Source organism: Pannus brasiliensis CCIBt3594 (assembly GCF_036688125.1).
Taxonomy (GTDB): domain Bacteria; phylum Cyanobacteriota; class Cyanobacteriia; order Cyanobacteriales; family Microcystaceae; genus Pannus; species Pannus brasiliensis.
Genome location: NZ_JBAFSM010000024.1, coordinates 11811 through 34888, shown reverse-complemented (window position 1 = coordinate 34888; position 23078 = coordinate 11811). Strand labels below are relative to the sequence as shown.

General features: G+C 51.8%; 30 protein-coding genes and 1 pseudogene. 25 read left to right on the top strand and 6 right to left on the bottom strand.

Annotated elements, in window-relative coordinates:
- The first annotated feature begins 2 nt into the window (after nucleotides 1-2).
- The 9 genes from V0288_RS13550 (at nucleotide 3) to V0288_RS13510 (ending at nucleotide 5328) form a co-directional block, all read left to right on the top strand.
- Nucleotides 3-491, top strand: coding sequence for a hypothetical protein (locus tag V0288_RS13550; RefSeq protein WP_332865645.1), 489 nt, complete (start codon nucleotides 3-5; stop codon nucleotides 489-491).
- Between the two features lie 319 nt (nucleotides 492-810).
- Nucleotides 811-1536 (top strand): V4R domain-containing protein, encoded by a 726-nt coding sequence (locus V0288_RS13545; RefSeq protein WP_332865644.1) that lies wholly within the window; start codon nucleotides 811-813, stop codon nucleotides 1534-1536.
- Nucleotides 1533-1907, top strand: a complete 375-nt coding sequence (locus V0288_RS13540) for a hypothetical protein (protein WP_332865643.1) — start codon at nucleotides 1533-1535, stop codon at nucleotides 1905-1907. Before V0288_RS13545 ends, V0288_RS13540 begins: the two co-directional genes overlap by 4 nt.
- A 15-nt stretch (nucleotides 1908-1922) precedes the next feature.
- On the top strand, nucleotides 1923-2408 hold the full coding sequence (locus tag V0288_RS13535; protein ID WP_332865642.1) for a globin family protein: 486 nt from the start codon (nucleotides 1923-1925) through the stop codon (nucleotides 2406-2408).
- 10 nt (nucleotides 2409-2418) lie between these two features.
- A complete protein-coding gene (locus tag V0288_RS13530; protein ID WP_332865641.1) occupies nucleotides 2419-3081 on the top strand; it encodes a V4R domain-containing protein in 663 nt (220 codons plus the stop codon).
- A gap of 25 nt (nucleotides 3082-3106) precedes the next feature.
- Nucleotides 3107-3589: a 2Fe-2S iron-sulfur cluster-binding protein gene (locus tag V0288_RS13525; RefSeq protein ID WP_332865640.1), complete on the top strand. Its 483-nt coding sequence runs from the start codon at nucleotides 3107-3109 to the stop codon at nucleotides 3587-3589.
- Nucleotides 3590-3604: 15 nt separating this feature from the next.
- Nucleotides 3605-4075, top strand: a complete 471-nt coding sequence (locus tag V0288_RS13520; RefSeq protein WP_332865639.1) for a globin family protein — start codon at nucleotides 3605-3607, stop codon at nucleotides 4073-4075.
- A 15-nt stretch (nucleotides 4076-4090) separates the two neighbouring features.
- Nucleotides 4091-4408 (top strand): 2Fe-2S iron-sulfur cluster-binding protein, encoded by a 318-nt coding sequence (locus tag V0288_RS13515; RefSeq protein ID WP_332865638.1) that lies wholly within the window; start codon nucleotides 4091-4093, stop codon nucleotides 4406-4408.
- Nucleotides 4409-4443: 35 nt separating this feature from the next.
- The gene (locus V0288_RS13510; protein ID WP_332865637.1) at nucleotides 4444-5328 is read left to right on the top strand and encodes a tetratricopeptide repeat protein; all 885 of its coding nucleotides are present in this window, start codon (nucleotides 4444-4446) and stop codon (nucleotides 5326-5328) included.
- A 114-nt stretch (nucleotides 5329-5442) separates the two neighbouring features.
- Here the strand turns inward: V0288_RS13510 and V0288_RS13505 are convergent, their stop codons facing one another.
- Nucleotides 5443-6681 (bottom strand): glycosyltransferase family 61 protein, encoded by a 1239-nt coding sequence (locus V0288_RS13505; protein ID WP_332865636.1) that lies wholly within the window; start codon nucleotides 6679-6681, stop codon nucleotides 5443-5445.
- 112 nt (nucleotides 6682-6793) lie between these two features.
- Here V0288_RS13505 and V0288_RS13500 point away from each other — a divergent pair, with 112 nt between their 5' ends.
- Complete coding sequence (locus V0288_RS13500) at nucleotides 6794-7405, top strand: CP12 domain-containing protein (RefSeq protein WP_422661974.1); 612 nt, start codon at nucleotides 6794-6796, stop codon at nucleotides 7403-7405.
- A 93-nt stretch (nucleotides 7406-7498) separates the two neighbouring features.
- Nucleotides 7499-8017, top strand: coding sequence for a DUF1269 domain-containing protein (locus V0288_RS13495; protein ID WP_332865634.1), 519 nt, complete (start codon nucleotides 7499-7501; stop codon nucleotides 8015-8017).
- A gap of 100 nt (nucleotides 8018-8117) precedes the next feature.
- On the opposite strand, the gene V0288_RS13490 is transcribed toward V0288_RS13495, so the two are convergent.
- Together V0288_RS13490 and V0288_RS13485 are read right to left on the bottom strand one after the other, a co-directional pair.
- Nucleotides 8118-9398: a recombinase family protein gene (locus tag V0288_RS13490; RefSeq protein WP_332865633.1), complete on the bottom strand. Its 1281-nt coding sequence runs from the start codon at nucleotides 9396-9398 to the stop codon at nucleotides 8118-8120.
- Nucleotides 9395-10699, bottom strand: coding sequence for a cytochrome P450 (locus tag V0288_RS13485; protein WP_332865632.1), 1305 nt, complete (start codon nucleotides 10697-10699; stop codon nucleotides 9395-9397). The genes V0288_RS13490 and V0288_RS13485 overlap by 4 nt, the downstream gene beginning before the upstream one ends.
- Before the next feature lie 677 nt (nucleotides 10700-11376).
- Between V0288_RS13485 and V0288_RS13480 the strand changes: the two genes are divergently transcribed.
- From V0288_RS13480 to V0288_RS13470, 3 genes are all read left to right on the top strand, one after another.
- Complete coding sequence (locus tag V0288_RS13480; protein ID WP_332865631.1) at nucleotides 11377-11871, top strand: tetratricopeptide repeat protein; 495 nt, start codon at nucleotides 11377-11379, stop codon at nucleotides 11869-11871.
- Nucleotides 11872-12093: 222 nt separating this feature from the next.
- Complete coding sequence (locus V0288_RS13475; protein ID WP_332865630.1) at nucleotides 12094-12297, top strand: type II toxin-antitoxin system HicB family antitoxin; 204 nt, start codon at nucleotides 12094-12096, stop codon at nucleotides 12295-12297.
- Nucleotides 12294-12503 (top strand): type II toxin-antitoxin system HicA family toxin, encoded by a 210-nt coding sequence (locus tag V0288_RS13470; protein ID WP_332865629.1) that lies wholly within the window; start codon nucleotides 12294-12296, stop codon nucleotides 12501-12503. The genes V0288_RS13475 and V0288_RS13470 overlap by 4 nt, the downstream gene beginning before the upstream one ends.
- A gap of 125 nt (nucleotides 12504-12628) precedes the next feature.
- On the opposite strand, the gene pyk is transcribed toward V0288_RS13470, so the two are convergent.
- Entirely contained in the window at nucleotides 12629-14050 is a 1422-nt protein-coding gene (gene pyk / locus V0288_RS13465) for a pyruvate kinase (protein WP_332865628.1), read from the bottom strand.
- Between the two features lie 207 nt (nucleotides 14051-14257).
- Here pyk and V0288_RS13460 point away from each other — a divergent pair, with 207 nt between their 5' ends.
- A complete protein-coding gene (locus V0288_RS13460) occupies nucleotides 14258-14599 on the top strand; it encodes a hypothetical protein (RefSeq protein WP_332865627.1) in 342 nt (113 codons plus the stop codon).
- Nucleotides 14600-14646: 47 nt separating this feature from the next.
- Nucleotides 14647-16746, top strand: a complete 2100-nt coding sequence (pta, locus tag V0288_RS13455; RefSeq protein WP_332865626.1) for a phosphate acetyltransferase — start codon at nucleotides 14647-14649, stop codon at nucleotides 16744-16746.
- A 33-nt stretch (nucleotides 16747-16779) separates the two neighbouring features.
- Here pta and V0288_RS13450 read toward each other — a convergent pair whose 3' ends face one another.
- Nucleotides 16780-17643 carry an Rpn family recombination-promoting nuclease/putative transposase gene (locus tag V0288_RS13450; RefSeq protein ID WP_332865625.1) on the bottom strand — a complete coding sequence of 288 codons (864 nt, stop codon included), beginning with the start codon at nucleotides 17641-17643 and terminating at the stop codon, nucleotides 16780-16782.
- A 103-nt stretch (nucleotides 17644-17746) separates the two neighbouring features.
- Here V0288_RS13450 and V0288_RS13445 point away from each other — a divergent pair.
- The 9 genes and pseudogenes from V0288_RS13445 to V0288_RS13405 all read left to right on the top strand — a co-directional run bounded on the left by V0288_RS13445 (nucleotide 17747) and on the right by V0288_RS13405 (nucleotide 22149).
- Nucleotides 17747-19154 (top strand): annotated as a pseudogene (locus V0288_RS13445) (protein kinase domain-containing protein).
- 34 nt (nucleotides 19155-19188) lie between these two features.
- Complete coding sequence (locus tag V0288_RS13435; RefSeq protein WP_332865622.1) at nucleotides 19189-19395, top strand: type II toxin-antitoxin system HicA family toxin; 207 nt, start codon at nucleotides 19189-19191, stop codon at nucleotides 19393-19395.
- Nucleotides 19395-19601: a type II toxin-antitoxin system HicB family antitoxin gene (locus tag V0288_RS13430; RefSeq protein WP_332865621.1), complete on the top strand. Its 207-nt coding sequence runs from the start codon at nucleotides 19395-19397 to the stop codon at nucleotides 19599-19601. The genes V0288_RS13435 and V0288_RS13430 overlap by 1 nt, the downstream gene beginning before the upstream one ends.
- 6 nt (nucleotides 19602-19607) lie before the next feature.
- Nucleotides 19608-19868, top strand: a complete 261-nt coding sequence (locus tag V0288_RS25130) for a DUF4926 domain-containing protein (RefSeq protein ID WP_422661973.1) — start codon at nucleotides 19608-19610, stop codon at nucleotides 19866-19868.
- Nucleotides 19861-20049 (top strand): DUF6887 family protein, encoded by a 189-nt coding sequence (locus tag V0288_RS13425; protein ID WP_332865620.1) that lies wholly within the window; start codon nucleotides 19861-19863, stop codon nucleotides 20047-20049. Before V0288_RS25130 ends, V0288_RS13425 begins: the two co-directional genes overlap by 8 nt.
- Nucleotides 20050-20054: 5 nt before the next feature.
- A complete protein-coding gene (locus tag V0288_RS13420) occupies nucleotides 20055-20261 on the top strand; it encodes a type II toxin-antitoxin system HicB family antitoxin (RefSeq protein WP_422661972.1) in 207 nt (68 codons plus the stop codon).
- Between the two features lie 182 nt (nucleotides 20262-20443).
- Nucleotides 20444-20695, top strand: a complete 252-nt coding sequence (locus V0288_RS13415) for a hypothetical protein (RefSeq protein WP_332865618.1) — start codon at nucleotides 20444-20446, stop codon at nucleotides 20693-20695.
- Entirely contained in the window at nucleotides 20688-20987 is a 300-nt protein-coding gene (locus tag V0288_RS13410) for a hypothetical protein (protein WP_332865617.1), read from the top strand. Before V0288_RS13415 ends, V0288_RS13410 begins: the two co-directional genes overlap by 8 nt.
- A 64-nt stretch (nucleotides 20988-21051) precedes the next feature.
- Nucleotides 21052-22149 (top strand): patatin-like phospholipase family protein, encoded by a 1098-nt coding sequence (locus V0288_RS13405; RefSeq protein ID WP_332865616.1) that lies wholly within the window; start codon nucleotides 21052-21054, stop codon nucleotides 22147-22149.
- Here the strand turns inward: V0288_RS13405 and V0288_RS13400 are convergent.
- On the bottom strand, nucleotides 22146-23033 hold the full coding sequence (locus tag V0288_RS13400) for a tetratricopeptide repeat protein (RefSeq protein ID WP_332865615.1): 888 nt from the start codon (nucleotides 23031-23033) through the stop codon (nucleotides 22146-22148). The genes V0288_RS13405 and V0288_RS13400 overlap by 4 nt on opposite strands.
- Nucleotides 23034-23078 lie beyond the last annotated feature (45 nt).

The following is a 23078-nucleotide window of genomic DNA, read 5'->3' as shown; positions in this document are numbered from 1 at the left end:
GAGTGAATCGAGAGCCGCATTCCGAACCCGCGAGACTAGAATTGTTGGCGCGCCAACAAGAGGACGGTACTTGGTGTGTCGGGGAACCCTCGATCCTCGCGCTCGATCGGGATCTCCCCCACGCGCACGGGGTTCTGGTCTCGATCGATCTCGAAAATAACGGCCATATCGGCGCGATCCGGGAGGCGATCGACTGGATTTTAGAGATCATCGAGAAATATCTCGACCCGGACGCGCTCACCCCCGAATTCGTCGCTCGCGAGGAACGGAGAATCGAACAGTGGCGACAGGAAATCGCCGTCGGCAGTCTCGAACTCACCCGTAGGAGTCTGGAGATCGAGACCCGTCGCGAACAACTGCAAGAGTTAGAAACCGCCCTTAAACGGGAGAAAGAGATTCTAGACCGACGCGCCGGCCAGCTTCAGGAATTACAGAAAGAGATCGAATCCTTGAACCGTCTCGACAATCACCGTCTCGACAATCATCGATAACTTTTCCGTCCCTCTCGTGATCGAGATCACCGATCGGGACGGGGTTTACTGATAGAATCTTAGAATCCTAGTTTGTAACCGACGCTCGCCACTTTGGTCGGGATACGAAAGCGATCGAATTATTAAGAACGATGAAGGGATCATCCCCCGAAATGTACCGAATGCCGCTGTCGATAGAATCGCTTCTGGTTAAATACACGGAAGACAGAGGTGAAGTTTTGTTATAATTTTAATTTTTCCGTAATCTCAACATCACTTGGGTCGGGGCGGTCTTTTTAAAATAATCCGTAAAGACAAACGATCAAAGGATGTATAAACAATGGTTTTCACCCCCGATCAGTTGACCTCTCAAGACTCTAGACCCTTTCCGAGACGGGAACACCTCCTCAAACAACAATATCCCAAGAAACACCATCATTACTGTATAGAGGATTTCTTTGCCTTCGATACCCGCCACGGCTCGATCGTCGATTGGAACGAGTGCCGGAACGTCCTGACCAGCGAAGATTTTATCATCGGGCTGATCGAGGGATTAGAAGCGGAGGTCGGTTCCGCTTCCGGGGTTGTCATGTACCAGATCGGCAAACAGTGGGGCTTGAAAGACGCGGATTTCTTCCGGCATTGGTTCTATCAAGAGTACGAGTACAAACAAGAACTCCACAAACTTAACCTCGCCTACGTCCTAGAGGCCTGGTGGTGGCCCTTCACCTCGCAGGGCTGGGGAAACTGGGACGTGGATATGAGCGAACAGAAAAACGGTTTCATGTTCGTGAACATTTACGATTCCGCGGTCGCCCGTACTCTCGGGGACGTGGGCAAACCCGTCTGTCATATCTACGCGGGACTGCTCGCCGGCTTCTTCAGCAGTTTAGTCAAAAAACCCCTGAACTGTATCGAGATTCAATGCTACTCGATGGGGGAAACCTACTGTAAATTCCTCCTCGGCAAGCAGGATCGGATCGACGCGGCGACCTTCTGGCACAACGAGGGCGCGACCGCCAAAGATATCGAGAAACGCTTGATTAACGGGGAGGTTCTGGCATGATGACCACCGGCGATCTCGCGGACGTGACGGTGGGACGGTTCTGGCAGGATTTTAACTGGTCCGGTCGCCCGCCGAAATTAGCGGAACCCGAACGGAAAGAGCGAGAACCGACCAACTGGTTAGAATTCAACCTGGCCGAATTTCTCGATCGCGCGAACTGGTCCGGACGCAAATCGATCGAACCCCGACCGGTTCCCGTTCTCGACGCGCCCGTTCTCACCTGGACGGTTGAAGATTATTTCCGCTCCCTGCCCTGGCGCGGGGAACCCGGAAGCCTCCCCGCCCCGACCGCGCCCCGTTCCCCGTCCGTCCAACCCCCGAAGCGCGAAGAACACGACTTCAACGCCACCGATCTGTCCAATTTATTTTAAGTACGCGAGAGTTCTATGCACACCGATCTAGAAAACTTCTGGCAACGCGCCGAGAATCAATTTTTAAACAAGGCGGAAATTCAAGATTTTCGGCAGACCGTCCACTCCCTCCGGCAGAGATTAGCCACCTACGAGACACTCCGGGACGAGGAAGCGACCATTTTTCAAGCGGTAGTCACCCGTCTAGAGGCGGAATTTCCCGACGAGAACCCCAAACTTCTCGAACGCGCCCTGAAATACTGGATCTCGGTCACGCGCTACTGCGCCATGGCCATGCTGTTAAATAATCCCGAGTATTTACAGCACCGTTTACTCGAATGGCTGACCGATATCGTCAAAGTGTACCGCCTCGAACAGATCATCCGGTGTTTGGACGAGTATTATACGAACGCGGCCGGTCAAGTGATTTCCCCCGAGGGCATGAGTCTCGTCAAACCGTTCCTCGAACAGGCGAAAACCACGCTATTCAGCCAATCCACTTCAATCTCGGCAGTTCTGTAGGAGAAAGGCGATGATCGATCTAACGAGCTTATTGCAGGATAAACCGATAAAAGGGAATTACTTTTCTCCCGACGCTTACGTGCGATCGGATGTCGAGTTCGGACTGTTGGAAAACCGGGGCGGTTCGCGTCTGTTAGCCCTTCCCGAAACCCTCCTCCAAGGACTGTTTATCGGACTCGAAGAAGAACTCGGCCCCTCCGCCGGTATCGTCCTTTTCGGTTGCGGGCAATGGTGGGGAAAAAATCTCTACCGTCGTTTCGCCGAGGAACTGGAAAACTACTACGGTCAACCCCTGGCGCGCATGGAGATGATCGAGTTTCTCCAATCGCTCAAAGAGTGCTGGAAAACCCACGGATGGGGAACCCTGGACATCGATCTCAAATACTATCAACAGGGTTTCCTCCTCTTGAAAAACGTGAATTCTCCCTTCATCGAAGCCGCTCCCAAGGGTAAACAGATGATGGGACACCTAGAGGCGGGAATTTTTAGCGGTTTCTTCTCGCGGCTGACGGGGATGACCCTGCATTGCGTGCAAACCTCCTGCGAATCCCTCGGCGCGGACGCGAATTATTTCGTGGTCGGTCTCGCCGATCGCCTGAAACCGGTGAACGCCTGGCTAGAAGAAGGCCACGATCGAGCCACTATTATGGAATTACTCTGTCGGAATCAATAAGAGATCGTGTTAGGAGTCAATCACGATGGCTAAAACGGTTAAACTCGACCCCCTCGAACTAGAGGTTTCCATTCAAACCAACGACAATATCCTCTCGGCCTTGCTCAAAAACGAGCTAAACGTCCTCAAAGAATGCGGCGGTCGCGGAATGTGTTCCACCTGCCACGTCTACATCACCGGGGGAATGGAGAGTTTATCACCGCTCAACCGTCGGGAACAACGCACCCTGGAGGTGATCACCACGGCCAATAAATACTCCCGTCTCGCCTGTCAGGCGCGGGTAGTCGGTCAGGGTGTGGTGGTCGAGGTTCCTTCCGGGATGTACGTGAGCGAGATCGACAACATCGAGGATCTGATCGGTCGTCGCGCCGAGGCGGATATCCTGCACCCGCTGACCGGTCAGGTCTTGGTGGAGGCCGGGAAGTTAATCACCCGATCGATGATCACGAAACTCGAAGACACGAAGGTACAAGTCACGGAATATCTCTCGAAAACCACGGACGCGTAAAGAGGATAATCGCCGATGTTACAACAATTAGAGCGTTTAGGAATTGCCGCCGACGGGCGTTTCGCCACGGCCGAAGAACTACAGTTCGTGAAAACCTATCTCGACTCGATCGAGACCCGTCTCTCGGCCTACGAGAAGATCCGCGACGAGAGCGATCGGATCGTCGAGGAGTGGGAAGAGACCAAACACGCGCGCCCGGAAGATCTCTTTCACCTCAACGGAAGGGATGTCACCTCGATCACCCGGCGCGATATCACCAATGTCCTCCGTCTGTCGGCGAACACGATGTTATTCGACGATCTCGATCGACTCCGCGACGGCTTCCTGATCTGGTTCCAAACGATCGCCAAGGCTTTCCGCTGGCAGGCTCACGCCCGCCTCAACTACCGCATCGTACAAGACGTGATCCGCCACTATCTCACCCCCGAGGAAGTCGCCATCATCCTACCCGCCTTCCAACTGGAAGATATGATGTTAGGAGGATAAATTTAGACAACAATCATGAAGAAAACTTACGCGGTTACGGTCATTAACGACGAGAAAGGTATTCATCGCACCCTAGCGGTCGCGGAAGACGAGTTCATTCTCGATATCGCCGACGAGGAAGGTCTAGAATTACCCTATTCCTGTCGCGCCGGAAACTGCTTCGACTGTCTGGGAAAAGTGGTCAAGGGCAAAGTAGAACAGACCGCCAAGGCGATCGAATTCCTCAAACCGGAGGAGTTAAAAGAGGGGTACGTTCTCCTCTGCGCCTCCCGCCCCGCCAGCGATTGCGAGATTCTGACCCACCAAGCGGAAGTTTTATTCGGGGACGATTAGCAAACTCTATTTTCAACCGAGGGAATTCAAAAATTATGGACGCGAGAAACGAGACCAACCGACCGACCTTTCTAGAAAAACAGAACCTTTTTGACGGTATTACCGCGGTCGTCGCCGCGGGAGGGGCGATCGCCGCCGCCGCCACCCAGAATGTCGCCCTCGCCGCTTTTCCCCTCGCGGGCGCGATCGGCGTGCATATTTTTAACCGCCGTCAACTACTAGCGGCGATGACCGACCACTACGAGACGATGATCCGCCAGCAGAACCTGTATATCGTCAACCACCAGGAAAGTTTGAACGCTCTCTCGGCGCGGTTACAAACATGGCAAGAAGAGATGAACGTTCGTATCGAACGGGAAACGGGAGATATTCGGGAACAGATCCGGAATAAAGGTCAGGAAATCGTCGCTTTACAGGATATTACCGGTGAATTAACCCAATTCACGGCAACGATCGACTCGAAACAGCAACAATTACGGGGAGTGGTCGAGCGCATCCAGCAGATCGAGAACGCCTCCCACATCCTCCAAACCGATCCCGATTCCGCCCGGATGTACTATCAACGCGGTTTGAATTTCCATAAACTCGGCGAGAAACAGGACGCGCTCATCGATTTCAACCGGGCGATCGATCTCGACCCGCAGTACGCGGACGCTTACCACGGCCGCGGGATACTGCTCGCGGAAATGGGCGATCGTCAGGGCGCGGTGGACGATCTCCGCGCCGCCGCGAAATACTATTTCGAGCTAGGCGAGATCGACAGTTATCAACGATCGAAAGATCTGGCGCTCGAATTGTACGATCACTCCCTCACCGAAGGCGAGATCCCCGTTCGATCGAGAGAGGGGGAAGAGGTCAAAGTCAATAGCGACCCGACTTTCCCGGATCAGGTTCTCGTCGGCGGCCTGTTCGAGGAATAACCCCGTTTTTTCTGCCGGTATTCCCGCTCCCGTCTCGCTACGGGGCGGGATTTTTTCGGGTAGGAAGCGTCGCGAATTTCCCGTGCGTGACGCTCGAAAATCGCCGGTTCGGATCTACACTAAATCGAGCGATCGTAAACCGGCGATCGCCCGATCGAGGTCGATCTTTCTCGTTTGATTGAGTTTGGCCAGCGCGGGATCTTCCCCGACTTCTAAAGCCGAAATATAAACCGAATCGATTTTCTTGATCCCGTCAACCAAGAAAAAACTTCGGTTGGGCATATCGATATCTCCTAAACAAACTAATTTCTTTTTTCGGGAAATATCGAAAAGAACGTTATGGAGTGCCGAACCCCAAACCCCGACAATTATCTCGTGTTTATTGATCAAGGTAATTTGTTCCTCTAGGCTCAGGGTTTCCGGGTGAACGATCGAGAAATTTTTCTCCCGCAGGATCGCTTCTAATTCTAGTTCTCGCTCGATCGAGCGAAAGGAATTGGTTCGATCGAGTTTCGAGCGCGAGAGATACAGCGGTTGGCCGGTGGGTTCGGGCATTTTATCCAAGACCGCTCTCGCTACCGATTCCGGTAAGACTCGATGCACGGAAAACGCTTCTTTGCCGAAAATAAACGACGGGTAAGGAATCACGATCTCGTCGATCATTACCGGTTGTTGAACGTGGAGAAAACGACTTTTATCGAGGTCGAGTAAGGACATGAATCGATCGATCGCGTCCCGGCGGAAATTTTTATTCGGCGTTTCCGAGTAGAGAATCGATCGCTCGCGATCTTTTGCCGCGTACCACAACCGCCCGATACATTCGGTGATAAAATGACCGTAATGGCGATGGAGATGCCCCCCGTATAACAATTTCCCGCTCAGTTCCCGCGGGTTTTTCGGCGGCTCGATTTTTTTCGGCGCGATTTTATATTCGGGAATACAGGAATAATCGATCCGGCTCCCATCGCTTCGATAAAAGCATCGATATTTCGGCAGATAGAGAATGTTTTTCCAGGTTTCGCTCTCCCGGAGGGGGCTTCCCTCGAAAACCCGGATCGGGGCGAGATAGGGAGCGATCGCCGCCCGATCGTAGCCGGAAAAAGCGATCGACGCGAAAATTCGCCGGTTGTCGATCTCGATCCCCGGAGTCGTTAACAGATTGTCGGGATCTTGTATCGCGTCCGCCCGGAAAACTTTCGATCGGATCTCGCGACGCCGGAAAATAACCCGTGTTTTCGCGCTGACGAATCGATTTTTCCGATACCGACTATACCAATAACAGAGGAAGAAGAGAATTTTATTCCGCGCTCTCACCGTAAGAGGTAAAAAAGATCGAGGCTCGGCTTGGGACATACTTCGATCGAGGTTTCTGTAAAAAAATATTACTAAAAAAAACTTGCTCCCAAGCTATCGTATGATCGATAACCGAACATCGCCCTTAAGATAGACAAATCTAGACAGAATTATGAAAGCGAGCGAGATTATGACAACCGATGTCGTCACCATCAAAGGATCGGCGACGGTGGCGCGGGCCGTACAATTGATGAAAGAACGCGGGATTCGTTCCCTGGTGGTCGATCGTCGTCACGGGGAAGATGCCTACGGGATCGTCACGGAGACCGATATCGTCTATAAAGTGGCCGCTTTCGGCGAAGATCCGAACAAGATCCGCGTCTACGAGATCATGACGAAACCCTGCATCGTGATTAACCCCGATCTCGGCGTGGAATACGTGGCGCGCTTGTTCGCCAATACCGGACTTCGTTTCGCCCCCGTGATCAAGGGAGAATTATTAGGCGTGATCTCGGTGAGCGATATCCTTCATAAAGGAAACTTCGTCGAGCGTCCCAGAAGTCTCGATCTCGAAACGGAGATAGAAAAAGCCAGAAATAGCGCGCGGGCGATCTGTGCCGAAAAAGGGGCTACTTCTCCCGATTGTGCCGCCGCTTGGGATATTGTCGAGGAATTACAGGCGGAAGCGGCACACCAACGCGCCAAGAAACCCGAGAAAACCTACTTCGAGGAATACTGCGAGGAAAACCCCGACGCTTTCGAGGCGAGGGTTTACGATACTTAATCGCGCTTCGGTAATTCCCGATACTTGATCGATCGGGAAAAAATCCGAAATGTTGTATAACGGTCTTATTCAATACCCATTCCAGGAATTATCATGGCTGATTTAATCGTGATCGCTTACGAGGACGAGTTTAAAGCGGAAGAAGTGCGCTTGACACTCGCTAAACTGCAACGGGAATATCTCATCGAACTCGAAGATGCCGCCATTGTCGTCAAAGGAAAAGATGGCAAGGTGAAGTTAAATCAAGCGGTGAATTTAACCGCCACGGGCGCGGCGAGCGGGAGTTTCTGGGGTTTGCTCATCGGGACGTTATTTCTCTCTCCCTTACTCGGCGCGGCTCTCGGCGCGGCGGGTGGCGCGCTCGGCGGCGCGTTAAGCGATATCGGCGTGGACGATAATTTCATGCGCGAACTCGGCGCGACGCTACCGGAAGGTGGCTCGGCTTTATTCGTTCTCTTTAAAAAAGCGACTCCCGATAAGGTACTCGCGGAAATCGCTCCCTACGGAGGTAAAGTATTACGCACGTCCCTCACCAAGACGGAAGAAGCGGAACTACAGGCGATTCTCGATAAACACGGCCTACCGAGATCTACCCCCGCGCCGGAAGCGTAAGGGGAGGAGGCGGGAGTCCGGATCGTGAGGGAAAAGGGGAAAAGGCGGAAAAGTAGTCTTTTCCCTTCCCCTTTTCCCAAAAAATTCCCCAATCCCCACTCTAGAACACGAAAACTAACCGTACCGCCCATTCCCCGTTTTCCGCGGATCGATCGATCTCCACGCGACGGATGAACTCGCGGAAATAAAATCGCCGCTCGCTTTCCGAGAGATCGCGCCAGAATTGGGGAAAAGCGACCTCGCGGGCGATAACCGGGAGATTTCCGGGCGGTAGTTGGTCTAATCGGGCTTGTAGTCGCGCGATCTCGTTGTTAAGTTTATAGGCGCGTAAATTGGCGGTTTCCTCGTCGAGAATCCCCTCGCGCTGTAAATCGGCTAACTTTTGCAATATATCTCGATTTTTCTGAATATTTCCCTCGATCTCTCCTTTAATGCCGCCGAGATCCGGTAAGGATAGGCGGGCGATCGCCACGGGAAGATCTTGACAGATTTTTTCGATTGTGCTGTTGAGAAATCGATCGTAATCGATCGCCGGACATTTCGGTTGTCGGGGACATTCTCGGGAACGGAGGTAGAGATACTCGCGCTCGCTCCCCCGGCGGTTCACCCGCGTCACCGTCATCCGCGAGCCACATTCCGCGCACGCCACCAAACCCGCGAGGGAACGGGGCGCGCTGGCACTGCGGGGGGCGAAAAGACGATGGTTGCGGAGCAGTCGATCGATCCCCGCGGCCTCCTCTCGCGATAGAATCGGCGCGTGGGTGTCGGGGATAATCTCTCGGTTTAAATACAGTAAATCGCCCCGATAAACGGGGTTGGTAAGCCAATCGCGGGCGCTAGAAACCGAGATCTTTTTCCCGTAGCGTTTTTCTAAATATTTCACCGAACCGCGTAGGGAACCGGTCAGGAGAAAGCGATCGAAAAAGTCCTTGACGACCGGCGCGGTGGTTCGATCGAGCAGGTAGCGATCCTTACCGCGACGGTAGCCGTAGGGGGCTTTTCCCGGTGGGGGGAGCGCTTTGAGGCGATTGCGGGCGTGGCCTTCCTTGAGGCGGGAAATCTGGCGATTTTTCTCTATCTCGTGGAGGATGCGGGCGATTTCCGTTCGATAGTTCGGTTCTTCGAGGGCGACGATCTCGATGCCGAGGCTTTCTAACCGTTGTAGGCACTCGCTGACCTCGATCGCCGTATCGCCGAATTCCGCCAGACGACGGACGATCAGCGAGCGCGGGGGATTTTCCCGACAGTCGCGCAGGAGTTGTTGTAACGCGGTTCTCTCTCCCGAATCCCGATAGACCCGATCGACCGCGATCCCCCCTATTAACCCGTCGGGGAGCGTTTCTAGCAGGGGATCGCGATAGATATAGGCGATAACCGTCATCGCGGGGTGAGGATCACTCGCAGTCCATCGCGAGGGCGCGGGGTGGGGATCGTGATTAACGAGAGATCCTGATTCGGGATTAATCGCCAGTCACACCGTTGAACCAGCCGCGCGGCGAAGATTTTCATCTCTAATCGGGCGAATTCTTTGCCGATACACTCGCGAACTCCTCCCCCGAAAGGAACGTAACCGTAAACTTTTTCCTCCGTCTCGAATCGATCGGGATCGAACCGGTCGGGATCGGTATACAGGTTCGGATCTTGGTGCGTCTCGTTAATTTGATACTGTACCATCCATCCTTCCGGCAATCGGTAGCCGTCGAACTCGCACTCTTGAATCACCTCCCGGAAACCTCCCCCCACCGGTGGCGTAAACCGGAGGGTTTCTTTCAACACCCGATCGAGATAGACCATCTTTTTGAGCGTTTCGCTAGAAAGAGGTGAGGATAAATCGAGATTGTCCTGTTCTTGACGGATTTTTTCTAAAACGTCGGGATTTCTTGCCACGTTCAAACAGAAAGTAGCGATCGCCGAGGTCAGGGTTTCATGGCCGGCGAACAGCAATAGTAGCACCTGATCCTTCAATTCCGCTAATGATAAGCCGTTTCCCCCCTCATCGCGCGCCTGTAGAAGAATTCCTAGCGCGTCCTCGCCGGGGTTCTCGCTTTTCTGTCTTCGCGATACGATCGACTCGATTTCCGCGAGTAACGCCTCGCGACCGCGTAGCGCCTTACCGAAAGCCGTCCAGGGTAGGGGAATCGGCAGGGAGAATAACCCCGCGCACCAGGTTTCAAACGCTTCCCCTAATTCGCTCGCCGAACCGTTGTCGATCCCGACGAACAATTTACAGGCGATATCGAGGGTATAGTTTCTTAATTCGGGATACCAAATCAGGGTTCGCGTTTTCTGCCATCGATCGATATACCCGCTCGCGATCGCTTCCACGGTGGGAAGATAACTCGCCAGCGCGCGGGGTTGAAAAGCCTGATACAGCAAACGGCGACGGGACGCGTGAAACTCCCCGGTGTGGACGGCTAACGACGCGGGGCCGAGAAGGGTTCTCGTACTTTTCGGCCAGGTGGCGGCGAAATATTGATTCTCGTTGGTGAGCAGGAAACGATTGGCCTCCGCGCCGTAAATCACCACCGTCGGACGGCCGAAAAGGTTCGTCCGGAATACGGGGCCGTATTTTTCATGACGCTTGGCGGAGAATTTGCCGTCGGTGAGAAATTCGATCGTTTCTCCGATCACGGGTAGGCCGGAACTTCCGGGAGGTAACGGGGTTTCGATCGCTGTTTTCATAAGATCGCCGGAGAAAAACGCGGTAACGATTAAAATCGTAACACTGTCCCTAACCGATGGTTTTCGCCGGGAAAGTCGGGGAACCCTTCTCGGGTGAATCCCGTCTGGGTAGCGGTATCGGCGTTGATCGGAGCCGATCGCTTACGAGTTTCCCCCGGCCGACGGAAAAGGGTTCGGTGGGAATCCGAGTTTCCTACGGGGCTAGTGCCGATCGCCGACCGGATCGACTCTCGGAAGAACGAAGATTCGAGCTTCATCGATCTCATCCACTACAACCGAGCTTTTCCAAAGCTTCGATAATGCTTATACGATAAAATATTAACATTTTCGGAAGAAATAACCTAAATTATCTAGAAAGTGAGACAGTATCTTCGCCCATCTCTTGTAGAATTTGTCTATCGGCGTAAATGATTTCCAGGAGATTTTCGAGAACATCGGGGACGGGTTCGGGACGAAAAAAATCCTCTCCGTCCCCTGTTAAGAACGCGACATCGGCGCTACATTTCGAGACCGGCGCGGCACAATTTGAAAGGAGGGTCACACCGGGAGGGTTATCTCGATTGTTAGCGAGTCGGAGCTTAAAAAAAATCACTCTTCTCTTGGTCCTGACGTTCTCTTCCGCTCTCGTTAGCGGGGGATGCGCGATGGGTTCGCGATCGGTATCCAACTCGTCGAGGATGGCGACGATCGAGACTCAACAGAATTATCTCTTTTTCTACGATCGGGCCCTGAATTCGATCGGGGAAAATCACTGGAAGGCGGCGATCGACGATCTCTCGGTCTCGATCGAGATGAATCCCGATTTCGTTCCGGCTCTCGTCAATCGGGGCAATATCTATCTAGAAACCGGCGATTTTCCAAAGGCGGGAGCCGATTACGAGCGAGCGTTACATCTCGCGCCGGATGATGCCTTCGCCCGGAATAACCTGGGCTTGGTCTATCTGAATTCCGCTCGGGATCGGGAGGCGATCGACGAGTTCACCCGCGCGCTGTCCCTCGATCGCGAGTACGCCGAGGCTTATTTTAACCGGGCATTGGCGTTCGCCGGTTCCGGGAAAATCGAAGAAGCGATCGCCGATCTCGATCGGGCCGCGAGTTTATTCGAGCGGCAGGGAGATAAAGACTCCGCGAAAAATACTCGCGAGTTCCGACGTAAAATCGGCAATTTATGAATTTTTCACGCTGAAAACGATATTTATAGAAAAATAAAACTCTAAATTCCAGAAAAAGCCGATTTATCGTCGAGGATTCTCACCTTTCCATTTTTTAGACCCTCCAACAACCGATCGGGTGAGAGGTCTACGGAAGTATTAGCCCGTCTAGTCGCTCTCGACGACGGCGATCGATAGCATGGCAAAATTAGAAGGTCTAGAAATCGTTTTAGGAGATAAGCGATGAAACTGAAAGTTATCGTTCACGAGGCAGAGGAAGGCGGCTTCTGGGCGGAAGTACCGGCGATCCCCGGCTGTGCCACTCAAGGCGAAACTTTCGAGGAACTACTACAGAATTTATACGAGGCGATCGAGGGCTGTCTATCCGTAGAGGTGGAATCCTTGCCGGCCGATCCCAAAACTCGGATTCTAGAGATAGCGGTATGAAATCGATTTCCGGAAAAAAGTTCGCCAAGATTTTAGAGCGTCATGGTTGGGAATTGTTGAGAATTCAGGGTAGCCATCACATTTACTGTCGGTCGAATAACCCGACCAGTATCTCTGTACCGATTCACGGCAATCGGGATTTAAAAATCGGATTGCTCAAGCATTTTTTGAAACAAGCGGGACTTTCCGAAGAAGATATTCTCTGAATCCAGAAAATGGGGATAAGATCGATTGAATCTTTCTCTGGATAGATGGCAGAGGGGCGATAGGTTGGCTTAAACGAAGTGAAACCCAAGCACCGAGAGATTCGGGTTGGGTTTCCAGCAATTCTCTAGGCGATCGTGTGGATCTTGAGGAAATTAGTTCCCCTGGTTATCTGCATGGGAATTCCCGCCATGATCAGGATTTTATCGCCCGATCGAGCTAGATTCCGTTCGATGAGGATCGATTCTGTCTGTTTCAGCACGTCCTCGAAGGTTTCCACCTGATGGTCGAGGAGGATCGGGATCACCCCCCAAACCAGATTGAGACGGTGATAGACCTTCTCGTGAGGGGTTAGCGCGAGGACGGGAACCGAGGGACGTTCCTTAGAAGCGAGTAGGGACGTGTAGCCGGAGGAGGTAAACGTGACGATATATTTCAGATCGAGGACTTTATCGATCGCCACGAGCGCCTCGCTGAGCGCGTGGGTTTCGTCGGACAGACTGGGGGGATTATTATCGAACGTAACGTCCGCCTCGACATCGTGGGCGATTTTCGCGAGCATTTCCACCGATTTCACGGGATATTCGCCCACCGCGGACTCTCCCGACAACATTACCGCGTCGGTTCCGTCGATAATCGCGTTGGCCACGTCGCTGGCCTCGGCGCGGGTGGGCCGGGGATTGCGGATCATGCTATCGAGCATCTGCGTGGCCGTGATCGCGGGGATCGTCCGCAGGTTGCAGAGTTTAATGATGCGTTTCTGCAACATGGGGACTTTTTCCGGGCTGATCTCCACGCCGAGGTCGCCGCGGGCCACCATTACCCCGTCGCATTCCTCGACGATCGCCTCCAGATTCTCGATCGCCTGCGGTTTCTCGATCTTGGCCATCACCGGCACGTCCGCCGCGTTTCTTTCGGCTAAAAACGCTTTAATCGCCCGGATATCTTCCGCCTTGCGGACGAAACTGAGGGAAACCCAATCGATACCGACCGATAGGCCGAATTCGAGATCCCGCTGGTCTTTTTCCGTCATCGAGGGGAGTCGGAGATCGAGACTGGGTAGGTTGACCCCTTTTCTGCTTTTCAGGATTCCCCCCTCGATTACCTCGGATTTTACCGCCGTTCCCTGAATATCGACGATCCGCAGTTCTAATAAACCGTCATCGAGCAGAATTCTCGCGCCTACGGTGGCTTCCTCCGCTAGATAGGGATAATCGATCCCGACGGTATAGGGTTGGCCCGCGTATTCGTCCAGGGGAACGAGATACAGATACTCGCCGGGGACAATCTCGATCGAACCGTCCGGGAGATTGCCGACGCGGATTTTCGGCCCCTGAAGATCTTGGAGAAGGGTGATCGGGGTGTCGAGTTTCTTGGAAACCTGACGCAACAGCGAGACCATTCTGGCATGATCCTCGTAACTGCCGTGGGAGAAGTTCAGACGGGCCACGTTCATCCCCGCGGCGATCATCTGTTCGAGGACTTCCGGGGAACTACTCGCCGGGCCGATGGTGGCGACAATTTTTGTCCGATGGGTGATGCTGGGCATAAGTGGGAGAGCGATCGCTAACCGAATGATTTCATGCTATTCAGTCTAGGTTAACGGGCGGTGAAGCGACGCGATCGGGCGGGAAAAATCCCGGATTCGCTGACACAAGGTTAAATCTTTGTGAAAGAAAAAGCCCTCCCGAAAACTTCCGTGGTATCGTTCTACCCAACGCATTCTTTTTTGATATCGAGGTTTTCAAACGCTATCATGGAAAAAACCGTTACTGACGAACAGCGGGTCTCCGAGTTAATGGATAACTGCCAGCGCGCCGTTCACGACTCTCTCGAAGATATCCGGCAAGCGCTCTCCCTCTTGGAGAACTCGATCGAGACGGGAAAGGGACGCGAGACCTTATCCCGAAATCTCGAAACCGTCCAGAATATTCTCGGTGAAGTGTGTCAAGAATTCCAAGACCTCGATCGACAGATGCAATTCCTCGCGGGCGATCGCTCCCCCGCGAAAGTTCACCCGAATCTAACCGAAAAACTCAATTTTAAACCGATCGAATTAAATTGGTCCGGGAAAAATAGCCTCGATAAAACCGCCTGAACCCGATGGGTGGGCATCTCACCCACCCGACTCTTTCCGCGATACCCATGACGAATTCTCTATATATCAGCACGACGGCCACCGGTAGCGGGAAAGCCCTGGTCGCGCTAGGCATCATCGACCTGATCTTACAGAAAACCCCGAAGGTCGCTTTTTTCCGGCCGATTATTTTAGAGAACCACGGCACGAGCAAGGATGAAGATATCGAGTTAATTCTCGACTATTTCCATCTTCAACAAACCTACGAAGAGGCGTTCGGTTTATGTTACGACGAGGTGAACGAACTATTGGTTCGCCAAAAATTCGATGAAATTATCGAACGGATTATCAATAAATTTCAAAATCTAGAAAAAAAATTCGATTTCATCGTTTGTGAAGGCTCCGATTATCTACAGGAAAGTTCCGCCTTCGAGTTTGAACTGAACACGGAAATCGCCCGGAATTTAGGTTGCCCGATTATCATCTTGGGCAACGCCTATCACCGGCAAACGGAAGACGCGATCGGGCCGATCGTCATCTCGCGAGACACCTACAAAGATAAAGGATGTCCCGTGATCGGTATCATTCTCAATCAGGCCGATCCCGAAGAAATTACCGAGTTAAAAGATACCCTGAGCGAAACTTTTCCCTCGGAAGAATACTCCCTCGCGGTGATTCCCTACAACGCGAAATTAGCCAGCCCCCGCGTGAAAGAGATCGTCCGACAGTTGGACGCGCGGGTACTGTACGGGCATCAACGTCTAGAGGGTTTGGCGAGTCACGTTCTGGTGGTCGCCATGCAGATGCAGAACGCGCTTCAATGGCTCAAAGAAGATAGTCTGGTGATTACCCCCTGGGATCGCGGGGACGTGATTATCGGGATGTTGCAAGCGCATCAATCGGCTAACTATCCCAATCTCGCGGGCATCCTGCTCACGGCCGGGGGGGAACCGGAACCCTCGATCGCCCGACTGATCGATGGATTGCCCGATCCCGTTCCCATTCTCTCCGTCTCTACCGATACCTATACCACGGCCGATCGGGTGCATAACGTGAGCGCGGCGCTCACCGCCAGCGATCGGGATAAAATCGCGCTCAGTCTGCAAATATTCGCCGATCACGTCAATCTCGATCGCCTGGAATCGAAAATTCGCGATCTCCCCGTCCGGGGCCTCACCCCGAAAATGTTCACCCACAATCTCGTCCGGGTGGCGCGGGAGAACAAACGGCATATCGTTCTTCCCGAGGGAACCGAACCCCGTATCCTACAGGCCGCCGCGGTTCTCTTACACCAGGATATCGTCGATCTCACCCTACTGGGAAAACGGGAGGACATCGAGACCGCGATCAAAAAACACGGCATCAATCTAGAACTCGATCGACTGCGGACGATCGAACCCGCCACCGATCCGAACTTTGAACGCTACGCGGAAACCCTCTACGAGGCGCGCAAAACCAAGGGGATGAACCTCGATATGGCCCGGGACTCCGCGCTAGACGTATCCTATTTCGGGACGCTGATGGTCTATCGGGGCGAGGCGGACGGTATGGTATCCGGGGCGGTTCACACCACGCAACACACGATTCGCCCCGCGCTACAGATTATCAAAACCACTCCCGATTGTTCGGTCGTTTCCTCGGTCTTTTTCATGTGTCTCGAAGATCGCGTTCTCGTCTACGGGGACTGCGCGGTGAACCCCGATCCCACCGCCGAACAACTGGCCGAGATCGCCATCTCCTCCGCCGAAACCGCCCGACGTTTCGGCATCGAACCCCGAGTCGCCCTACTGTCCTACTCTTCGGGAGAATCTGGAACCGGCGCGGACGTGGAGAAAGTCCGTCAGGCGACGCGTCTAGCCCGAACAAAACGCCCGGATCTGAAGATCGAGGGGCCGATTCAATACGACGCGGCGGTCGATGCGGCCGTGGCGGCGCAGAAAATGCCGGGGTCGGAAGTGGCGGGAAAAGCCACCGTGTTCATCTTCCCCGATCTCAACACGGGAAATAACACCTATAAAGCGGTACAGAGAGAGACCGGGGCGTTAGCGATCGGCCCGATTCTCCAGGGATTGAAGAAACCGGTTAACGATCTCAGTCGCGGATGTACCGTTCCCGACATTATTAATACGGTAGTGATCACGGCCATTCAATCGATGTCGGGACAATGAGTGAATCGATCGGGACATTCGGGCGATGCGGGGCTAGTTTCCCTCGCGAGACAACCAAACGACCAGATCCTCCTCAGAGTTAAAATCGAGTAAATCCTCCCCTAACTGTTCCAAACTCTCCACGGGAAGCGATCGAATTCGATCGGCCACATCGGGCGATAATCCCCCGAAACGGCGGGCAAGCTGGCGTACAATCACGGTCGCCTCTCCTTGTTGTCTCCCTCTAGCTTCCCCTCTAGCTTCCCCTCGCGCTTCCCCTCTGGCTTCCCCTTTAGCGAGAATATCCTGATAGATCACGGATTCTTGCATGATTTCCTCCCGAAATAGATGTCGGATCAGATCTTTTCTCAATACTAGACCGGCGAGAATACTCGTGGCGGCGGCAACGTTGCTTTTCTCCCGCCGTCTCTCTATCCTCTCCACTCGTTCCGCGACTTCCCGCAGGATTCCCGCCCGATTCGCCGTTTTTCCGAGAGTGGCGAGGGGGAGTAATCCGGGGAATTCGAGCAATTCCCGCGCGGGGATTTCCCAGAGACGGATCACCTCGAATTCGTGACGGGTATTCGGAAGATTAAACGAGGTTTGATAGACAAATTCGGAACCGGTTTCCTTGAGGTAAATCACTACCTGACGCATGGTTTTATTCGGGAAATGACGGTAAACCCTTGTCCGGTAATCCAACATCCGAAACGGCATATTTTCATCGGGTTCCGTTTGGAATTCGAGATGTAATACCACGTCTTCCGATTCCAAAAGAATCAAGGCATCGGCGCGAATGGGTTCTAGGGAGAGTTCCGACGGACTGAGTACGGTGAGGGTAACGGGTTCTCCCAGTAACCAAGCGGCGAAATCTCGGCTATAGGTTTCGGCGAGAAATTTACAGATATTGTCATACATTCGCTTTTATCATAATGGTTGTGAATTTTTACGAAACCTACTTGATTTTACTCGACTCTATTCTTTAGAATAACAATGAATAGGTGTTTTCCGAAAATCTCCCATGAGTCTCTGTCTCAATCCCGATTGCTCCCACAAAAACGCGCCCGCGGATAAATTCTGTCAGAAATGCCGTTCTAAACTCGTTCTTCGCGAACGCTATCGCGCCATTAAATTAATCGGGCAGGGAGGATTCGGCAAAACCTTTCAAGCGGTAGACGAGGATAAACCCTCGAAACCCTATTGCGTCATCAAACAATTTTTCCCGTCCGCGCAGGGGACAGGAACTTTACAGAAAACGGCGGAATTATTTAAAGAGGAAGCGATTCGCCTGGATAGTTTGGGTAGACACCCGCGAATCCCCGAACTCTACGCCTATTTTACCGGCAAGGACGGGAGACAGTATCTAGTACAGGAATATATCGAGGGACAGAATCTAGAGCGAGAATTAAAAGAAGGGGGAACCTTTACCGAGGCGAAAATCCGGCAGTTATTGGCGGAGATATTACCGATTCTGGAATTCATCCACGGGAAACAGGTTATCCATCGCGATATTAAACCCGAAAATATTATCCGAAGGAAAGCCGATAATAGTCTGGTTCTCGTCAATTTCGGCGCGGCGAAGTTGGTGACTCCTCTCAATCGATCGGTGACGGGGACGGTAATCGGCTCCGCGGAATACGTCGCGTCGGAACAGAGTAACGGGAAAGCGGTTAACGCGAGCGATTTGTATAGTTTGGGGGTGAGTTGTCTTTATTTACTGACGGGAATTTCGCCCTTCGATTTGTTCGATGTGGGGGAACACGAATGGATATGGCGACAGTATTTAGTCAATAATCCCGTTAGTGACGAAAAGACGCTATCAATCCGCGTCGGAAGTCCTGCAAGCGATGAATTTACAAGTGCGAGTCACACCGACGGTTATTCAACCTCCCGCGACTCCCGTTCCCCCGTCTCCTACTCCCGCGACTCCCGTTCCTTCCCCGTCTCCAATTCTCCAAAGTGCGAGGGGAGAGGATTATCGGAAATTGGAAGATTTACTCAATCGGCAGAAATGGAAGGATGCGGACATAAAAACTTTTGAAACTATGTTGAAAATTGCTAAAAGACATGGTTGTTTAAGGAGAGAAGATATGGATATTTTTCCTTGTGAAGATTTGCGAATAATTGACCAACTATGGTTAAACTATAGCCAAGATAGATTTGGCTTTTCTACTCAAAAGCAAATATTTGATCGGTTTGATAACGGAGAATACTATAATGATAAAGTATGGAATGATTTTGGATTGATGATAGGATGGCGCAAGCATAATAAAAATATCCTGTATAACAGTGCTATTTTTGATATAAAAGCTCCTAAAGGACATCTACCATGCCGAATTTTTGATTTATGGAATTGGGGAGGAGTTGGGGGCGGAACTGGGCTATTATTTTATTCTCTCGCGTCGAGACTTGTGAAATGTAACCTATAAGGGTTACAGTCGATTTTTAAGAATTACAGATAACATGAAAGTCAGAGATGTGATCAAACTACTGGAACAAGATGGATGGTATTTAGCGAGAACAAGGGGAAGCCACCGACAATTCAAGCATTCTCTGAAATCAGGTTTAGTCACCGTTCCGGGCAAGCCGTCCGATGATTTAGCGATTAAGACTTTACGAAGTATTTTCAAACAAGCTCAATTCGATATAAATCTGGGAGATAATAACTAATGCGTTACGCCATTATAATCGAAAAAGCCGAAAATAACTATTCCGCTTACGTTCCTGACTTACCCGGTTGTGTCACTACGGGAAAAACTCTAGAGGAAATAGAGGTAAATATGAAAGAAGCGATTCAATTCCATCTCGATGGTTTACGAGAGGAGGGGCTACCGATTCCAGAACCGATCACCTATTGCGAGTATATTGAAGCTTAGAAATTCATGCGTTTTACCCTGTTTTTCGAGGTACAATTAACCGAAGATTTCCCCGAATATCATCTATCTCGCGGTAGTCGCGCGATTATCGTCGATTATTGTCCCAGGCCGGAAGGCCAAGAGGATGGCTATGTTTTGGAAGTTTTAGATAATCAGGGGAAAGGTTTTACGGTAATCACTGTCGAAGCTTCTGAGATCGAATCGATTCAAAACGATAGAAAAACCGGGACTTTGAACTATGAAAAAATTCCTCTCAGAAATGACTAACTCGGAACTCCACCAGTATCTTTCCGCGCATCGCGACGAGGAAGCGGCGTTTAGTCAAGCTTTAGAAGTGCTGTTAAGTCGAAAAAAAGACGGTTTTAAATATCCCGCCCCTCAAACGATGTCTTATGAAGAGGTAGAAAAGATTTTCAAGGACAAATTAAATCGAATCAATGAGGCATAGAAATTATGCGTTACGCCATGATCATCGAACCAGCTGAAAATAACTATTCCGCTTACGTTCCCGACTTACCCAGTTGTGTCACCACGGGAAAAACTCTAGAGGAAATCGAGGTAAATATGAAAGAAGCGATTCAATTCCATGTCGATGGTTTACGAGAGGAGGGGCTACCGATTCCAGAACCTACCACCTATTGCGAGTATATCGAAGCTTAAATATCCACGCATTTTACCATATTTTCTCAACTCTTACACCGATCAAAAAACATCGCCCTATCCTAGAAGGCGTAGCGAATTTCTATAAATGATTAAGGTAACACGCTAGAAAGTAACACCGAAATTCCGTTTTTATGTTATAATTAAAATTGCCGAACATTCCTCTCACAACCAGTTCAAACATGAAAGGTATTCAGTATATTATCGATGACACCGGAGAAAAAACCGCGGTGGTTATCGATCTACAACAATGGGGTCAACTGTGGGACGAGTTTTATCAACATTTACTCGATCGCTCTCCCGAAAGCGAGGACTGGATACATCAATCCCCCTTTCGAGAAAAACTAGATAAAGCCCTCGCGTGGAATGCCGAACATCCCCCGCAATTATCCGATCTAGAATCCCTAAAGATTCAACTCGAAAATCATGAGTAAGATTTTACTCGATCTCAATAACCCGATCTTTCAGCGAGATTTATTCGATTTATCCAAGGATGAAGCCTTGTCCGCGTTAAAAACCTTTCAAAAAATTTCTCGAATAACGTGGGAGGAATTATACCGAGATCGGGGATTAAAATGGGAGAAAATTAATTCTAAACAAGGCCAAAAAGGAGAAAATCTCTACAGTTTTAGAATTACGCGAAAATGCCGGGCGATCGCCGTTAGGGAAGGGGACTATCTCCGAATACTCTCTCTACATCCCGATCACGATTCAGCCTATCAATAAGAGATCGATCGAATTCCAGGATAATATCTCTACTAGCCTCTACCCATTCCGCGAGGAAAAAACGATGTCCGCTAAACCCAAAGTCGCGATCGCCTGTCAGGGAGGGGGAAGTCAAACCGCCTTCACCGCGGGCGCGCTAAAAGCCCTTTTCGACGAAAATATTCAAGATCGAGTCGATATCGTCAGTTTAAGCGGGACTTCGGGGGGCGCGATCTGCGCGGCGTTGACTTGGTACGCGCTACAGAAAGGCGAGAATCCCGTCACCCGTCGATTGATAGAATTCTGGCACGATAACACCGCCCGATCGCCCGGCGAAAAGTTTTTTAACAACTTCGTGATCCGATCCGTCGAACTCACCGGGAAAGGACTCCTACCGCAATTTTCCCTGAGTCCCTATTCCCCTTTCGTTCAACAATGGATGGAGATGGCTACGAAGGGATTCCGCGATGAATTTACCGATCTGCGGGCATTATTAGAAAAGCATCTCGATTTCGCCCAAATGAAAGCTTGGGGGGCGCGCCCGAAGCGCCCGGTACTTCTGCTCGGCGCGTGTAATATTCTCTCCGGGAAACTGTGGAAATTTAATTCCCGTATTGAATCGATCGAGGTCGAAAAAATTCTCGCCTCCTGCGCGATTCCCAACCTTTTCCCCGCGGTGGAAATCGGGGAAAACGCGTATTGGGACGGGATTTTTTCCGATAATCCGCCAATCGACGAACTGATCGATCCCTTCTTTGTCGGCGCGGAAAATCTGCCGGACGAGATCTGGGTGATCAAGATCAATCCCACCGAACGCGCCACGATCCCGAAACAACCCGACGATATTCTCGATCGACGCAACGAACTAGAGGGCAATATCTCCCTGTTCCAAGACCTAAAAAAAGTCGAGAGATTGAACGATCTTTTCCTGCGCGGCGCGTTTAAAGCGGAATTTCTCGAACAGTACGCCATCAAGGAACCGATCAAAATCCCCAAAGCGTTTCAGGATGACGCGGATAAACCCTACCATATTCCCCTCATCGAAATGTCCGAGGAGATCCGAAACGGGCTGAACTACGAAAGTAAGCTCGATCGCTCTCCCGAACACATCGACGAACTGATCCGGGACGGGGAGAAACAGGCGAGAAAATTCCTCGACACCCGATTCCGGGAAGACTTCTAGGCCGCTTCCGATCGAGAATCCCCGTCCAACAGCGCGATAAACCGCTCTTCTTGTCGTAAACCGTCGAAAACAGGGTTATTACGGGCTGACTCCCGATAAATGTCCGACGCGAGATCGATCGCCCGTTCCAACGCGTCCAGCGCCTCCCGCGAGTTGCCCAGCGTCGCGTGACAGCCCGCGAGATTGTACCACGCGTGGCGATCGTCGGGTTCCGTTTCTAACGCCTTGCCGTAACAGGCGATCGCTTCCGGGAAACGTTGCAATTCCTGTAAAATTACCCCTTGTTGATACCATGCCCAATAATCCCGCGGTTTCGCGTCCAGCGCGTTGCGGTAGTTAAATAACGATTCCTCGCGGTTGCCGCGGGCGCGGAACGCGTCCCCCCGACGATACCACGCCCAGTAATCCCGCGGGCGCGCCATCAGGGCCCGATCGTAAGCCCCGATCGCTTTCTCGGGGTTGCCGAGAAGACGGTAAGCCTCTCCCAGACGGTAAGCCGCCCAATAATCGCGGGGATTAACGGTTAGGGCCCGCTCGAAACAGGCGATCGCTCTCTCGTACTCTTGCAACTCTTCCAGATAAATACAGCCGCGCTCGTACCACGCCCAATAGTTATCCGGACGGGTGCCGGCCGCGTTGGCGTAACTCCGGGCCGCCTCCTCGAAACGTCCTAGATCTTCCAGTGTCATCCCCCGTTTGTACCACGCCCAATAATCGTCGGGATAGTATTCTAGAGCTTTTTCGTAGCTCGATAACGCCCCGTCCAAGTCCCCTCTCTCTCGTAAAATATTGCCCTGGTGATACCAGTCCCGATAGCTATCGGGGCGACATTCGAGCGATCGATACACGGTAAACGAGTGAACCCACGAATAAACCATAGTCATCCAGCTATTAAAATTATCGAGAAAACGAGAGAATACCGGCGAAAA